This window comes from Paenibacillus sp. OAE614, from assembly GCF_040546645.1.
GTDB lineage: Bacteria > Bacillota > Bacilli > Paenibacillales > Paenibacillaceae > Paenibacillus_AQ > Paenibacillus_AQ favisporus.
Window position 1 is genome coordinate 3,979,842 of the sequence record NZ_JBEPOD010000001.1, and the last position, 15,071, is coordinate 3,994,912.

Genomic DNA, 15,071 nt, shown 5'->3' on the forward strand with positions numbered 1-15,071 from the left:
TTGCTATTGGATTTGGTTGATCACGGCCGCGGACTGCATCGATGCCTCGAAATCCGCTGCCCATCGAAGCAGCTTCAGGTCCTGCCCTCTGCCGGCAATGAGCGACAGCCCGACCGGCAGACCGTCCGTCTTTGCCAGCGGCAGTGTAACCTGCGGCAGCCCGCCCAGCCCGGCGATGCAGGACAGCTGCAGGATCCGCGTGCGCGTCATTTCAATTTCCTCGCCGGGCAGCCCGATCACGGGGGCTCCGCAAGGCGCTGTCGGGATGACGAGCACGCCTTCGCTTCCGAGAAGCGCCTCAAGCCGGGCAGCAATCGTTTGCTGCCGCTGGCTCGCTTCCCGGTACGCTCCCTCGGTAATCGTGGCGGTCCAGGCAAATCTTTCGGCGATGCCGGGACCGAATCGGGGATGCTGCGCCGTGATCCATGCGCCATGGGCAGACCATATTTCGTACCCCTGAATCGTGCGGAATATGCCGGCCCACGCCGCGAGTTCCCCGTCCGTCAAATGGATGGATTCGAACGCTCCCAGCGATCCGAATGATACAAGCGCACCGCGGAGCGACTCGGCGCAGCCGGGTTCGGCAGCTGCCCACGCTTCAACCGGAAGCATCATCCGAGCGAATTCCCCGCCGTCATCAAGCGGTTCCTCGAGAAGCACGCGGCCGACCTGCAGCAAGGTGCTTGCCCGGCGTGCCATCCAGCCGACCGTGTCAAAGGCCGGAGCCAGCGGGATGACGCCCTCCATGGGCACGCCGCCGTGTGTCGGGCGAAATCCGCAAATACCGCAAAAAGAGGAGGGAATCCGCACCGAACCGGCAGTATCAGTGCCAAGGCTAAAGTCCACTTCCCCGGAGGCAACGGCGGACGCCGAGCCGCTTGAGGAACCGCCGGGAATATGTCCTGGAGCGATAGGGTTCGGCGGCGTGCCGTAATGCACATTTTCCCCGTTCAGGCTGAACATCAGCTCATCGGTGTGAGTCATTCCACGAAGCTTTGCTCCGCTGCCGAGCAGACGTTCCACGGCGGCCGAATGCTTCACTGCAGGTTTGTGCGTGTTAAGCCAATCGGGATTGCCGGCAGCATTGGTGTGTCCTGCTACGGCAAACACGTCCTTTACGGCAAAGTTGAGCCCTTGAAGGAGACCGCCTTCCGCGTGTCTCGCCTCCGTTCCCAACCGAATCCACGGCGTGCATTCTGGCTGCATACGAGTTCCTCCAATCGTTATGAGTTCGCGGGAGCGGCTGCTCCCGGGAGAGCCGCTCCGCGCAGCACCGCCAAATCCTCCTCGTCCAGGCTTGCCGCCGGACCTGACTTGATCAAATCGGAAAACTTCTCATCGGGCACCATGGTCGTCAGAACATAGAGCCTGCCCTCACCGGTATTTATGACCTGATGATTGTTGCCGGGCGGAACGACAAAGAACGATCCTGTGCGAATCCCGGTTTCCATATCGCCTACGATGGCAATCCCTTCTCCGGCCAGCACGTAAAAATACTCATACGCTCCGCTGTGTTCGTTCGGCGGCGTCTGTCCGCCAGCGTCGAAAATTTCCACAACGGATACGAACGGCACCTGCGTCCCGTCGCACAGCATGACAAACTTGTTGGAATCCTTGCTTGAAATTTTGCGTACCTCGCATTGCTCGAAATGCCCCAGAACCAGACCATCGATCATATCACTTCATCCCTTTCTTTTCGTGTGCAGGCCTGCAAGCAGATCCTCGGAACCAGCAACAAAGCCATAGCACTGTTTGATATTGTATAAGGCGGCCTCCGCGCAGTAAGCCGGAGAACTTGTCGCGCAGCAGTCTTCCAGCAGAATGGCGTCGTATCCGAGGCATACGGCGTCCTGAAGCGTATGCATCACGCACTGGTCGAGGTTGACGCCGGCAAAAAGCAGCGTCTTCACGTCCAAATTGCGGAGAATGCTGTCCAGCGGCGTATCCCAAAAACCGCTGATACGGTATTTATCCACCCGGATATCCCCGGGCTCCGGTACCATCCGATCAATCAGCGCCGCGCCCCAGCTCCCCTGTTCCAGCACCTTCGAGCCTGTATCCGGCAGCGGGCTGCCGATCCCATGGCTGACACCGTCCGGATTATATACGTGGAGCACCGAAGGGCTTAAGTTCATCCGGTCCTCCCGATTGCCCCAGTTGACCCACAGCACCGGAACCCCCTGTTCGCGAAGGGCCGGAAGCAGCCGCTGAAGCGGCTTGGTGGGAGCCAACAGCGGGGCGGTATTGACTCCGATAGAGTCCAACCACCCGCCCGGGCTGCAAAAATCGTTCTGCATATCAATGATGACGACGGCGGTTTTGGCGAGATCCAGCGTGATCCGCTGCGGCAGCGCCGGCAGGGTCACGGTGACGAGCGGTTTGGGATCGCTCCTGGACAAATCGGCCAGCTCCTCCGACACGTTCCAGTAATTTTTCGAATTCCCCAGTCTGTGCATGGGAACTCCCCTCCTTTGTTGCAAACTTGCCGCTCGTTTTGGCGGATGCGGTTAGCCGGTGATGGCCGAGTCATGCCAGGTACGCAGAAGCCGGTTCGACAGGGCATTGATCAGCAGGAAAAAGACGATGCCGACCACGGCGGCCGACAAGCCGCAGGCAAACAAATACGCCGTCTGCATCCGGGTCGCCGCGACCGTGATCGCGTAACCGAGCCCGCCGTTCAGCCCGCCGATACCAGCGATATACTCGCCGACGATGGCCCCGACGACCGACAGGGAGCAGGAGATTTTGAAGCCGGCCAAAATGTAGGGCAGCGCTGCCGGGAGTCTGAGCCTCCAGATCGTCTGCATCTTCGTGGCGTTGTACAGATAGAACAGATTCTTCATGTTCTGCTCGGTCGAGTTTAGCCCGATCAGCGTATTGGACAAAATCGGAAAGAAACTGATCAGAAAGGCGATAATAACGATGGCGTTCATGCCGGCCCCAAACCAGATGACGATGATGGGCGCAATCGCCACGATCGGGATCGTCTGCAAAATGATCGCGTAAGGGTATACGCTCCGTTCGACGGTTTTGGACAGCGCAAGCAAAATGGCAACAGCCACGCCGAGAATGGCGCTAAGGGCAAATCCCAAGACTGCCTCCATGATGGTCGTGCTCACCGACACCACCAGATTGTGCCCGTTCTGCGACACCGCTTGAACGATATCGGACGGCTTGGGCAGCAAGTACTCCGCGGTGCCGGTCAGCCGCAGCACCATTTCCCATACAAAGACGACGAAGATGAATACGCTCAGCGGCGGTACGACCCGAGACACAATTTTCCCCCAGACGTGGCTGCCGCTGCCGACACTTCTCCGGACCATAGGCGCGGCCGGCGAAGCCTGTTTCGCCGCATCGGTAACCGCGTTCACTGCTGCTTTTTCCATGACCTCAACGACTCCTTTCGTAAGTGGCATGTTTCCATGCACCTCTAAATTTCCATTATCCAGGAAAGCAAGCACCAGCTTCTGCGAGCCTCAGTGATTCAGCACTTCGGTTATGCTGCGCACATATTTGCCAAACTCGGACGTGGTCCGGAATTCATCCGTACGCGGATACGGCGCCTCAATCGGCACGATATCGGAAATCTTCCCCGGCCGCGGCGTCATGACGACAACCCGGGTTGATAGAAACACCGCTTCGAACACGTTATGGGTAATGAAAAGCACGGTCATCTTCTGATCTTGGCGCCAAATGCCCAGCAGTTCATCCTGCAGAGTCTGGCGGGTGATTTCGTCCAGCGCCCCGAACGGTTCGTCCATCAGCAGCAGCTTCGGCCGGGCTATGAGCGCACGGGCGATCGACGCCCGCATCTTCATACCTCCCGAGAGCTGTCTCGGCAGTACTTTCCGGTAGTCCTTGAGCCCAACCAACTCCAGCACGCGTTCGCCTTCTTCGTTGCGAGCCTTTTTCGGAACGCCGCGGAGGGTGAGCGGCATCGTCACGTTGTCCAGAAGCTTCGCCCAAGGCAGCAGGGTGTGCTCCTGGAACACAAAAGCGATTTCGTTCTGCTTCCGCGCTTCGCGCGGCGTCGTACCGAGGACCGAAAGCTGACCGGTCGACGGCTCGGTCAAGCCGGCAATCATGTTAAACATAGTCGATTTTCCGCATCCCGACGGTCCGACAAAACAGAGGAACTCACCCTCCCCCGCTCGCAGATTGACCTGTTGAACGGCAATCGTTCCATTCGGGTATACCTTGCCGATCTGGTCCATGCCCACCAAAAGCTCGGGAGCGCCGGGACTTCCGGGCGGCTGCGGATTTGCTGCGGTTTGCTGTGCTGTATACATTTCCAGCCCTCCTCTAATCCTTTATGTAATAATAAATAACATCTATGCCTATGCCGCTCAATGAATATCCGTTGTTTTTGTGGTTAATTACAATAAAACGTAATTCTTTTGGATTCATTTACGAAAGGGATGATCATTTATGTTATGTTATCTAACACAAAAAAGCCCGGAATTCATCCGGACTTTCATAAAATACCTCGGCGATCGATGCCACCCTCTGCCGTTACCGGTTATTTCAAAAAACCTTGGGCCTTCAGGGCCTCCGCGCACAGCGCCACGCGCCGTCCGAGCCGGCCGGCCATCACCAGTTCGCGTTCATCCGGCTTGAGGCTGCTGTCAGGACCCGCCAATGTGGAAGCTCCGTAAGGAGAGCAGCCGATTGGATCGGCGGTCAAGTATTCCGGATTTTCGGAATAGGGCAGCCCGAGCATGATCATGCCGAAATGAAACAGCGGCACCATCGACGTCAGCACATTCGCTTCGTGCCCGGTATGGATCGATCCGGCGCTCGTCAGCAGACCCGCCGGTTTGCCTTCCAGGCTCCCGTCGGCGCACAGGTCCCCGGCAAATTCCAGAAACAGCTTGACCTGCGCGGGCATGGAGCCGTAATACGTCGGAAATCCCCAGACGATGCCGTCCGCCCATCTTAAATCTTCGTTCGTGGCTACCGGTATGTCCTGCTGCCGGCGCATTGTTTCTTCGTATTTGGCGAAGCGGTCCACCGTCTTAAAACGGGTCTTCAGCTGCGAAGTTTCGCCTGGCTCCCCGGTGCAGTGCTTATCCTGATAAGGGGTCCGGTTACGCTCTGATTCCAGCTCGGGAATACGGCAGATGCGGACCTCGGCTCCCGCCCTGCGCGCTCCATCAGCGGCCGCCCGCGCCATGTCCAAGACATGGCCGTATGCGCTGTAATAAAGCACCAATGTGCGGCTCATCCTCATACCTCCTCATTGCATAGTGGAAACGGAGCATGCCTTCAAACGGATCGATCATAGCGTGAGCGCACGTTTCTGGACAAAGTCGACTCGTTCGCACGAGTCTTCCCAATAGCCCTGTAACAATGCGGAGCTCCATTTCTCTTTCGCCGGGGCTGCTTTCAGGCAGGTGCCGCCGCGCCATACCCAGCGGCGTTCCGGCAGCATGGTCAGCAGTTCCTCCGGCGTCCTGGCATCAAGCGCCACAAAATGGGCCGGGTTCCCCGGCAGGATGCCGTAACCGTCTGCACCCGTTACCCTGGCCGGGTATTCGGTGATCATCCGCAGTACTTCGCGCATCTCGGCAGGACTGCCCATATGGGCGGCATAGGCGGTGACCAGGCCGATCAGCAGCAGGTCGCCCCTTCCGAACGGATGAAACGGGTCATGTATATTGTCTGAAGCCGCCGCCAGCGGAATGCCGGCCGCCAGCAGCTCCTTGACTCGGGTGACTCCCCTGCGCACCGGGAAGGCGTCATGCCGGCCCTGCAGGTACAGATTCGCGCCGGGAAGCGTAACGGCGCCCATGCCTGCCTCGGCCATAAGTCCAATGATCATGGCGGCATCCTCGTCCTTCATGGCGGCTAAGGAGCATAAGTGCCCTGCCGTGACCTTTCCCCTCCAGCCGTATTCCATCGCGCGCCGGGCGATATGGATTGCCGTCCGCTGGTTCGGATCGTCGCTCTCGTCCGTATGCAGATCAACCGGACAGCCCAGCTTATCGGCCAAGGCGAACAGCCTGTCGATGTCGGGTTCCGGGTTGGGGGAAAGATGAGGGGCGCCGCCCAATCCCGTCACGCCCATCGCAACCGATTCCTCGGCCGTATCCAGCGCCGCTTCACTGAGCTCAAAATAAGGGAGCAGTGGGAACAGCTGCAGCTCTGCATACGGCTTCAGCTCCTCTTTGACTTCGAGCGCAGCTTCGATGGTGCGCATCGCGACGTCTTTTCCATGCTTGACGTGAAAATCGAGATGGCTGCGCAGCACCACCGTTCCGTAAGAAATGGACTGCAGCGCTGAGCGCATGATGCGTGCTTTGATCTCCTCCTTGGAAAACCTCGGGGCGGCTGCGGCGTAATTGACGACCGCTTCGCCAAGCGTGCCGGAGACATTCCCGACCTGCGGGAGCGAAAAAGCTTTATCCAGATGCATATGGGCATCCACGAAACCCGGCAGAACTATTTTTCCCTTAGCGTCGAGCAGCAGCTGCGCATCCGCAGAGGATCCGTTCCATTTGTCCAGGCACACCGCTTCAGGAGCCTCCACTTCACCGGTTTGGGCCGTCACCGACGTCCACTTTCCGCCGCAGATGGCCAGCGTGTACAGTGTCTCCTCCGATTGCAGCGGCAGGGAGGCGTTGAAGATCACCACTTCTTGTTCCATATCAATCCCGCTCCTTTCATCCGTCGGTATTTATGTTTTCTACTTCTGCACTCTCGTGCGCCAGGCTGTGAGGACATAAAGGGCGTATGCGTTCGACCCGGCTGGACAATAAGCGTTTGAATGCAGCCTTTCGCTCCGTTGTCACGCAATGGTTCATTTCATAGTCCGCTTTATTCCGAGGTGTCACCAAGAATCGGCAGCTGAAGCCACGAGGCGCCTCCACTGGCATCCACTGCCACTGTGGCAATCTGCAGCGCATCCGGCCCTTGGCGTGCGGCTTCCTGCAGCGGAATACCGTTGGGGTGGCGAAGCAGCAGCGGGTATGCGCTGCCGCTCAGCTCCAGCCGGAGCATCGAACCGGCCGGGAGCTCGGCGGCCAGCGGCCGCATCCGGATCGTCGCCGTCTCCCAGCCGCTGATGCCGCCGGATGCGCCGATCTCCGTGCGCCCCACGGACAGAAACCTCGCTTCGCCCGCTGGTGTGACCTGCGTGAGGATGGCGGTAAGGTCGGTAGGACCGTCCATCACCTGGCAGGAGACGGTTACCTCAGGGGCGCCGAGGATCCGCAGCGGCGCGCCGGCAGGCTCCCCGGTATACACCAGGATTTCGTAGCGGTCCTGCTGGGCGCTCCGGTCCTGCGGCAGCACCGAGCGAAGCGGCATCGGCAGGCGCGCGTCGTAGACGAACACATCCGCCGCCCGGCCAGGCTCCGCGCCTGCATCCGCAGCGAGCCGACCGCCGCCGGAAGCCCCGTTCGCAGGCAGCTGCGTTCCGGTTAAATACCACCGGCTGTCGCCCTCCGCTCCGGCCGGATACGCTTCGGCTTCGACCCAAACGCCGCTGCCGGCTTCATAATAACGGACCGCCTTCCGCTCCTTCAGGGCTGATCCGCATTCGCCCTTCAGCCAATAGTCGAACCAGGCAAGCTGTTCCAGGTGGATATTGCCGTCCGCCTTCGGTCCGTAGTCCGTTCCGCCTGCTTTGCGGCCCCACGGAATATGCGTCCATGGCCCGACCACCAAACGGTGAAAGCAGTCCGGCCTGCTCTCCTGTGCTTGCAGTGCATTGTAAGACTGCAGCGTACCTTCCAGCAGAAAATCGTACCAGCCCGCGATATGCAGCGCTGGAACCGGCTGTTCCTTGAAGGCGTCCAGCCAGTTCAGCCGGGACCAATACTCATCATAAGCGGGATGGCCCAACCAATCGAAATAAGCGGGGAGGTAAGCTTCGAGCAGCGGGTGCCCCTGCGCTAATGGCAGTTGGGCCAGCACACCGGAAGGATCGCTCATCACGCGGGAACACGCCGCTTCGGCTTCCGTGTCGCCCTTCCTTCTCGCCGTATCCCTGGCCAGCTGATAGGCCCAGGGCAGACAGCTCTGCAGATCGAAGCTGCCGAATGTGTACATCCAGCCGTGGTACAGGTCGGCCGCAGTCATCGCAGGCGCGATGGCAGCCAAATGCGGCGGATGCTGCGAAGCGGCAGCCCACTGCGTCGCTCCCTGGTAGGAAAAGCCGTACATGCCGACCTTTCCGCTGGCCCCTTCCAACCCGGCGGCCCATTCGACCGTGTCGTAGCCGTCTTTGGCTTCGCTCACGAATGGCGTGAACTCTCCCTCCGAATCCCCGCGCCCCCGTACGTCCTGAATAACGACGATATACCCCCGCGCAGCATACCAAACGGGATGGGCGTATGTAACCGTTGAGGCGATTTTCCGACCGTACGGCTGCCGCATCAGCAGTACCGGGTATGTTCCTTCCTCCGCCGGACGGTAAATGTCGGCATACAGCGTGATGCCGTCCCGCATGACGCAGGCTGCTTTCCTCTCCACTTTCACATGTCCGAATTCCACAGCTGTCCCCCCTTTGCGATCCTGTTTTTCGTTAGATGTTACATTTTATAACAGACAATACAGGAGTCTACAACGGTTCAGAAGGCATCTTTGTGACAAAGCACAATAAATAGGCCGATGTTTGGACATCGGCCACAAGGACCCCGTTTATCTTTGTCATATTTCATAACTTCTTTATGAGATGGTGAACTACCAGCCGATCGCCGCTCCGTCGGAGCGGGGGTCCGAGCCGCCGATCCGAAAACCGTGAGCGTCCAGAAGGATCGCCTGCGCATGCCCGGTCAAGGCATCCCAGTCGCCGATTTTTCGAACCTCATGCCCCATGGCGGCCAGCCCGCCGAGCACCTGCTCCCCCACCCTGGCTTCCATCTTCAGTTCCGTGGAGGCTTCGCCCCATGTCCTTCCCCACACCCATCGAGGTTCGTTAATCGCTTCCTGAGGGTCCATTCGGTAATCGACGATCCGGGTCAGAAGCGCCGTCTGCGTCTGCGGCTGCCCCTCCCCTCCCATCGAGCCGTAGAGCAAATAAGGCTTCTCGTCCTTGAGCGCGAGGGCAGGCATCAGGGTATGAAAAGTCCGTTTCCGCGGTTCAAGCCGGTTGGCGGAAGACTCGTCCAGGGAGAAAAACGAGCCGCGGTTCTGCAGCAGAATGCCCGTTTCCCCAGCCGTCACGCCCGATCCAAATTCAAAGTACAGGCTTTGGATAAAAGAAACGGCGTTGCCGTCCCCGTCCACCACGGCGGCATACGCCGTATCGCTGCCGAGCGGTTCGGCGGTGAGCGGAGCGGCCGAATCGCGGCTTATGCGCCCCGCCAATTCCCTGCAGTAGGCCTTATCCAGAAAGCGCTCCACCGGAATATTTCGGAAATCCGGATCGGTGAGCTCGAGGTTGCGGTCGCGGAAAGCCAGCTTCACTGCCTCGACCAGTACGTGGTAAAATGCTACCGAACCGTGCGGAATACTGTTAAAATCAAAATGTTCGAGCATTTGGGCGATCACGATGCCCGTAAATCCTTGCGAATTCGGAGGAAGCTGATACAGCTCAAGATCGCGATAGGAACCGGTGAGCGGGGTAACCCAATTGCCCTCATGATCGGCGAAATCGTCCGCCAGCAGCAGCCCGCCGGACTTCCGGATGTATGACGTGATGTCCCGTGCTAATCCGCCCCGGTAAAATTCGTCCCGGCCATTCGACGCGATCCGGCGCAAACTTTGGGCCAAGCCGCTTTGGATCCAGCGGGTGCCTGCCGGCGGGACACCGCCGCCTCGCAAATACGCTGCGGCCGAATAGGGATTCGCTGCCAACAGCCCCGCGCACAACGTCGTATTGGCGTATTGGCTGCGGGATACGGGATAGCCCCCTCCGGCGTAAGTAATTGCCGGCTCGAGGACGTCCCCAAGCGGCAGGGTACCATACTCGCGCAGAATGGCGCTCCAGCTGTCCACCATGCCGGGAACGGTCAGTACGCTGCGGATCCCCCGCGTCGGAATGGCCTGCTCGCCGGCATATGCTTCCGGCGATGCCTTGTACCCCGAGCGGCCGCTTCCGTTGTAACCCCGGACTGCACCCTCTCCGGGACTGTACAACAGCCAGAATGAGTCGCCGCCCAGCCCGGTCATATGCGGATACACGACCGCCAGGGTACTGCTGACGGCAACCGCAGCGTCGAAGGCATTCCCGCCCTTTTCCAATATTCGGGCACCCGCGGCCGATGCCAGTGCATGGGGGCTGACCACCATCGTTTTCGTGCCGATTGAAGCCTGCCTCATCACTCATCCCTCCTGCATCCTTAAATTGTTAACTAAATTAACATGCAGCAGGATTTTTTGGCAATAACTACTTTTCATCCTGAGGGAAAACCGTTATAGTGTAAATTTAAATAACATCAATGCCACATGGATGATCACCAGCTTCGGAAACGGTCCAGCTCCCTTTCCCATGATGCCAGAGCTTTGCCTATAGAATGCGACCCTCGCATCCTACCAGAATCCGAGATGAAATGTCAGAATAGTTGATAGACAAGGAAGGAAGTGCACCATGCTGAAAACATACGCAGAATTATCCCTCGCCATGTTCCGGACCGGAATTCTCGGGTATGGCGGCGGTCCGTCGACCGTCCCCCTCATCCGGCACGAGGCCGTCTCCCGGTACAGGTGGATGGCTGATGAGGAATTCGGGGAGGTGCTGGCCATCGCCAACACGCTGCCCGGTCCGATCGCGACCAAGTTGGCCGCCTATCTCGGCTACCGCCTGAAAGGGACGCTCGGTGCGCTGGTCGGGCTGCTCGCCCATATTCTACCCACTGCGGTTGCGATGATCGCCCTAGTCTCTTTTATCGACGTATTCAGTTCGTCCCGCATCATCCATGGCATGATCGAAGGGGTCGTTCCGGTCGTGGCCGTCATGCTGGGTCAAATGTGTTACGAGTTCGGCGAAAAGGCAGTCAAAGGCCTTGGCAAGTATATGGCGCTCGCCTGCGGGGTCATCGCGTTTGTCCTGCTGGAGTGGGTGCAGCTGCACCCGGCGATCCTGATTGCGATCGCGCTGGCCTATGGCTCGGTATACTTTAAAGTTATGGGCAAGCTGAAAGAAACCCGCAAGCGGAAGGAGGAACGCCGCCATGGAGACATGGATTGAACTCCTCATCGGCTTCTTTCTAGCCAACGTATTCGGCTACGGCGGCGGCCCCTCCTCCATCCCGCTCATGTACCGGGAGATCGTGCCGCATTACCACTGGCTGTCGGGCGCCGAATTTTCCAACATGCTCGCTCTCGGCAATTCGCTCCCCGGACCGATCGCGACGAAGATCGCCGCTTACGTGGGCTATGATGCGGCCGGTTGGATGGGGGTGCTTGCCGCCGAAGCAGCCACCGTCGTGCCGTCCGCCGTCGCCCTAATCGTATTGATGCGAATTTTGCAGAAATACAAGCAGTCCCAGGCCGTCAAGGGCATGACGCTGCTCGTGCAGCCTGTCATCGCCGTCATGATGCTGCAGCTCACCATTCAAAGCTCCAAAGAGTCGATACTCTCCATCGGCTGGATCCAATTCGGCGCTATCGCCCTCATCTCGTACTGGCTGATGCAGCGCCGCAAAGTTCATCCCGCGCTCGTCATCGTGGGCGCTTTTGTTTACGGAGGCATCTTTCTGGGAAGATAGTCCTCCCCTCCGTAGACCTAGCGAACCCGGACGGCCGTCCAATTCTATCCCCTGTTGCAGTAACCGCCTTTCCTGATGATTGAATTCAATCCGGTACAGCCCTTCCCCAAGGGCTTACCTTGTACGTTTCGGGTTTCGACAGAGTTCAGTTGCGAAAGGATGATGACTGTATGTATTTGACCATCGAAGATGCACTCACCATTTACCCGCTTTCTGAAGGTAAACTGACCGCAGGCCGCAGCGGTTTGAACCGTATCGTCAAATCGGTCAACGTGATGGATGCACCCGATATTTCGGACTGGGTCCGGGAAGGGGATATCTTGTTCACGACGGCTTATTTGATCAAGGACAATCCCGCGGATGGAGTCCGCCTGCTGCAGAAGCTGGTTGACAAAGGGGCGGCGGGAATCGGGATCAAGCTTGGACGGTTCTGGGCTTCGGTCCCCGACGAAATGCTGAAGGAAGCAGACCGCCTCGGTTTTCCCCTCATCGAGCTTCCCTTTCCGTTTACGTTCTCGGATCAAATGAAAGGCTTGTTCAATGCCGAACTGCAAAAGAACACGCTCCTCCTCCAAAACGTCCTGGACAAACAAAAGGAGCTCATCCGCTTCGCCCTATCCCCTGTTGATACGGGCCGCCTGTTTGACCGGATCCGCGAGATTCTCGGCGTGCCCCTGGCCGTCACCGGCATGCGCGGCCAAACGCTCTTCAGCACCCTGACCACAGACGAAATGCAGCTGCTCAAAAAACGCCAGCTCAAAGATACGCCGCAGTGGCTCCGCTGCGAGCAGGGAAGACTGCTGTGCGTGCCCCTGAAAAGCCCCGGCCAGGAGCATGATTTTAACAGCCGGGCGATTTTCCGGCTTCCTTCCGGCATTCCGATGAAGGAGGAGGAAGGGCTGTACCACCAGGCGGCCGAAATTATCGGCTACCATTTGAACGCGGTCGAACGCAACGATCTCACCCAATCAACCCAGAACGAATTTGCGGCAATGCTGAAAAACTACCTCAAGCAGCAAGTCTCCGCCGAAGCTCTCGTTGCCTGTGCTTCCAGCCACGGCATCCCTTTCGGCAGCGGTTCATTCCAATGCGTGCTTACCACGTGCGATCCCGAATACACAGGCCGGACCGACCATCTGCTCAAGAGCGTCAAGCAGGAATTCCATTATCATCCGATGCTCAAGGATTTATCTCCTTTGCATTTTCAGCTCGAGGACACCATTCTCTCGATCTTTCCTTCTGAGCTCCCGCGAAGCTCCGGCAAGCTGCCTCAGCTGCTGACACGTGTCTTTTTCGAGCTTGCTGCCAAAGCAGGCAGGCATCTGCGCATGACGGTGAGCCATATCAAAACCCGGCCCGATCAGTTGGAAGCGGCTTACCGTGAATGCCAGAACGCCCGCGACACGGCCGCCCGGCTCAACCTGGACGCTTTTGTCGTCGAGTTTGCCAACGTGGAAATCTCTTATATTTTCCAATCCGTCCCGGTTCATAAAATGCGGCAGTTCGTCGAAATGGCATTGGCCCCGCTTCAGGACCGAGCCCCAGACTCCGCCCAGGAGCTGCTGCGAACGCTGGAGCTGTACATGGCGAACAACGGACAGATCCACGAAACCGCCAAGCAGCTGTTTATACACCGCAACACCGCCGCCTACCGGCTCGAGAAGATCAGTGAGCTGCTTCAGGTCGACTTCAAGGATTATCACCACCTGCTGCGGATGAAACTGGTCCTGATGTTCCGGGATATGCTTCGAACGTAAACGGAAGCGGGACGGTCCCGCTGCCCCACAAGCAAGTACGTTATAAATTCGCAACAAAGCATCCCCTGAGACCGGCCGCTCCGGTCAGGAGGATGCTTTTGCGATAAGGCGGTAAATGTCAGGCGCAAGCCGCCTTTTTTCCGATATAGATCCGCAGAAATGATGGTTTAGGTAGGTATGGTCTAGATACGAATATGATAATGTTTGCTATTGTGAATTTTTCATATGTTGATTTTTTAATACATTTAATCCGGTTAGTCCTCAGTGATCGTTGCGTTCATGTTTCGGATCAAGCGGCTGAGCACGTTCACCGTTGTTTCGTATTCATCCTTCGTGATCGGCGCAAACATTTGGACGGCGGCTTCCTTCACCGTTGCGGCCACCTCACCATATATGTTCTCGCCGGCATCCGTGAACTGCAGCTTGGTTTCGCCAGGCTCCGCTGGTTCAACGACATCCACCCATCCCCTGCGGATCAGGGAATCGATGACTTCATTGAAATCATCCGCTCCTAGATAATGGCGGGCATACAGCTTTTCTTTGACGGCCAAGCCGCTCAGGTGGATCCTGTTCATGATCTGCCAATGAAAACGGGTCAGGCCGACTTTTCCCAAGAATCGATCCATATAACGCGTCATGGCTTGATCTGTTTCGTTCAAATACCATCCAAAACCGTAAGATGCTTCGCTCTCCATCCTTTGTCCTCCTTCGTCTCTTTGTACATGATTATAGGAGGATCGGCGCCAAAGAAACATGACCATTTTAGCTATCAGTAAATAAACCGGAGTATATAAACTGGAAAAGGCAAGCGTATGAAATACGCTCGCCCCTTAAGCTGAGATTGTTGTGAATTTTTCACATAATGCTATATTAACACTATAGTCAGCTGCGATCACTTTCCGATGCTTGATTCTGAATCCGTTCTTTCATATCCTGACAGTTATCGAAGTCAAGCCTCACCGCTCATACGCTTCCAATCGAAGCCGATTGCCCGCAGGAAGGCTCGTGCGATCAGCATGTGGCCGGTCAGGCTCGGGTGCACCCGGTCCGATGCGATTGCAGTAGGGTGAACGTAGCCCAACATCGGCTCAAACACCGCTTGCGTGTCCACAAATAGCGCTCCGACGCGCTCGGCAACCCTGTGGGCCGCCCGGCCGTACTCATCCATCCGCCGTCTCATCCCGTCCTCGGCGCTGCGTTCGATATAAAACGGAGTCATGATGACAAGCCCTTTCAAACGAGGGCGAACCTGCTCCGCCAATTCGGTCAAAGTGTGCTCATACTCTTCCAACAGCACATGCGATTCCGGAATCGCCGGCTGGTCGAACTGCCGCCACACGTCGTTGATGCCGATCATAATGGACAGCCAATCCGGTTTTAGATCCAGTACGTCCGTCTGCCACCTTTCTTTTAAATCCCTGACTGTGTTGCCGCCGATCCCCATATTCGTGACCCGCAGGTTCAGCTCCGGATACGCCGTCTGAAGCAGGGTGTCCACGAGCGACACATACCCTTTGCCTACGCCTTGAAACAACCCTTCCCCGTAAGGGAATTTACGCTCGCAGTCCGTAATCGAATCGCCGATCATGACCAGGCGCTGTCCTTTGTCCATCTTCATCTTCGCGCTTCCTCCCATCTTTTGTTCCTTTTACACCTTTTT

At 57.8% G+C, this 15,071-nt stretch carries 14 protein-coding genes; 3 read left to right on the plus strand and 11 right to left on the minus strand.

Annotated elements, in window-relative coordinates; all coding sequences use genetic code 11:
- Positions 1–3: 3 nt before the first annotated feature.
- The 9 genes from ABIE48_RS18240 to ggt form a co-directional block, all read right to left on the minus strand.
- Positions 4–1,206 (minus strand): amidase, encoded by a 1,203-nt coding sequence (locus ABIE48_RS18240; RefSeq protein WP_192715461.1) that lies wholly within the window; start codon positions 1,204–1,206, stop codon positions 4–6.
- A 17-nt stretch (positions 1,207–1,223) separates the two neighbouring features.
- The gene (locus ABIE48_RS18245) at positions 1,224–1,676 is read right to left on the minus strand and encodes a cupin domain-containing protein (RefSeq protein WP_145024333.1); all 453 of its coding nucleotides are present in this window, start codon (positions 1,674–1,676) and stop codon (positions 1,224–1,226) included.
- A 6-nt stretch (positions 1,677–1,682) separates the two neighbouring features.
- Entirely contained in the window at positions 1,683–2,456 is a 774-nt protein-coding gene (locus ABIE48_RS18250) for a cysteine hydrolase family protein (protein WP_145024331.1), read from the minus strand.
- A 51-nt stretch (positions 2,457–2,507) separates the two neighbouring features.
- On the minus strand, positions 2,508–3,386 hold the full coding sequence (locus tag ABIE48_RS18255; protein ID WP_192715462.1) for an ABC transporter permease: 879 nt from the start codon (positions 3,384–3,386) through the stop codon (positions 2,508–2,510).
- A 90-nt stretch (positions 3,387–3,476) separates the two neighbouring features.
- Complete coding sequence (locus ABIE48_RS18260) at positions 3,477–4,289, minus strand: ABC transporter ATP-binding protein (protein ID WP_145024327.1); 813 nt, start codon at positions 4,287–4,289, stop codon at positions 3,477–3,479.
- A 230-nt stretch (positions 4,290–4,519) separates the two neighbouring features.
- Positions 4,520–5,224, minus strand: a complete 705-nt coding sequence (gene wrbA / locus ABIE48_RS18265) for an NAD(P)H:quinone oxidoreductase type IV (RefSeq protein ID WP_145024326.1) — start codon at positions 5,222–5,224, stop codon at positions 4,520–4,522.
- Positions 5,225–5,278: 54 nt separating this feature from the next.
- Positions 5,279–6,646, minus strand: coding sequence for an amidohydrolase family protein (locus ABIE48_RS18270; protein WP_192715463.1), 1,368 nt, complete (start codon positions 6,644–6,646; stop codon positions 5,279–5,281).
- Positions 6,647–6,816: 170 nt separating this feature from the next.
- Positions 6,817–8,496 carry a CocE/NonD family hydrolase gene (locus tag ABIE48_RS18275; protein ID WP_192715464.1) on the minus strand — a complete coding sequence of 560 codons (1,680 nt, stop codon included), beginning with the start codon at positions 8,494–8,496 and terminating at the stop codon, positions 6,817–6,819.
- A 189-nt stretch (positions 8,497–8,685) separates the two neighbouring features.
- Positions 8,686–10,266, minus strand: a complete 1,581-nt coding sequence (ggt, locus tag ABIE48_RS18280; protein ID WP_192715465.1) for a gamma-glutamyltransferase — start codon at positions 10,264–10,266, stop codon at positions 8,686–8,688.
- 268 nt (positions 10,267–10,534) lie between these two features.
- Here ggt and chrB point away from each other — a divergent pair, with 268 nt between their 5' ends.
- The 3 genes from chrB to ABIE48_RS18295 all read left to right on the plus strand — a co-directional run bounded on the left by chrB (position 10,535) and on the right by ABIE48_RS18295 (position 13,411).
- On the plus strand, positions 10,535–11,134 hold the full coding sequence (gene chrB, locus ABIE48_RS18285) for a chromate efflux transporter ChrB (protein ID WP_192715466.1): 600 nt from the start codon (positions 10,535–10,537) through the stop codon (positions 11,132–11,134).
- The gene (gene chrA / locus ABIE48_RS18290; protein WP_076171446.1) at positions 11,118–11,654 is read left to right on the plus strand and encodes a chromate efflux transporter ChrA; all 537 of its coding nucleotides are present in this window, start codon (positions 11,118–11,120) and stop codon (positions 11,652–11,654) included. The genes chrB and chrA overlap by 17 nt, the downstream gene beginning before the upstream one ends.
- A gap of 170 nt (positions 11,655–11,824) precedes the next feature.
- The gene (locus tag ABIE48_RS18295; protein WP_192715467.1) at positions 11,825–13,411 is read left to right on the plus strand and encodes a PucR family transcriptional regulator; all 1,587 of its coding nucleotides are present in this window, start codon (positions 11,825–11,827) and stop codon (positions 13,409–13,411) included.
- Positions 13,412–13,665: 254 nt separating this feature from the next.
- On the opposite strand, the gene ABIE48_RS18300 is transcribed toward ABIE48_RS18295, so the two are convergent.
- Positions 13,666–14,106 (minus strand): MarR family winged helix-turn-helix transcriptional regulator, encoded by a 441-nt coding sequence (locus tag ABIE48_RS18300; protein WP_192715468.1) that lies wholly within the window; start codon positions 14,104–14,106, stop codon positions 13,666–13,668.
- Between the two features lie 254 nt (positions 14,107–14,360).
- Positions 14,361–15,029: an SGNH/GDSL hydrolase family protein gene (locus ABIE48_RS18305; protein ID WP_145024312.1), complete on the minus strand. Its 669-nt coding sequence runs from the start codon at positions 15,027–15,029 to the stop codon at positions 14,361–14,363.
- Positions 15,030–15,071 lie beyond the last annotated feature (42 nt).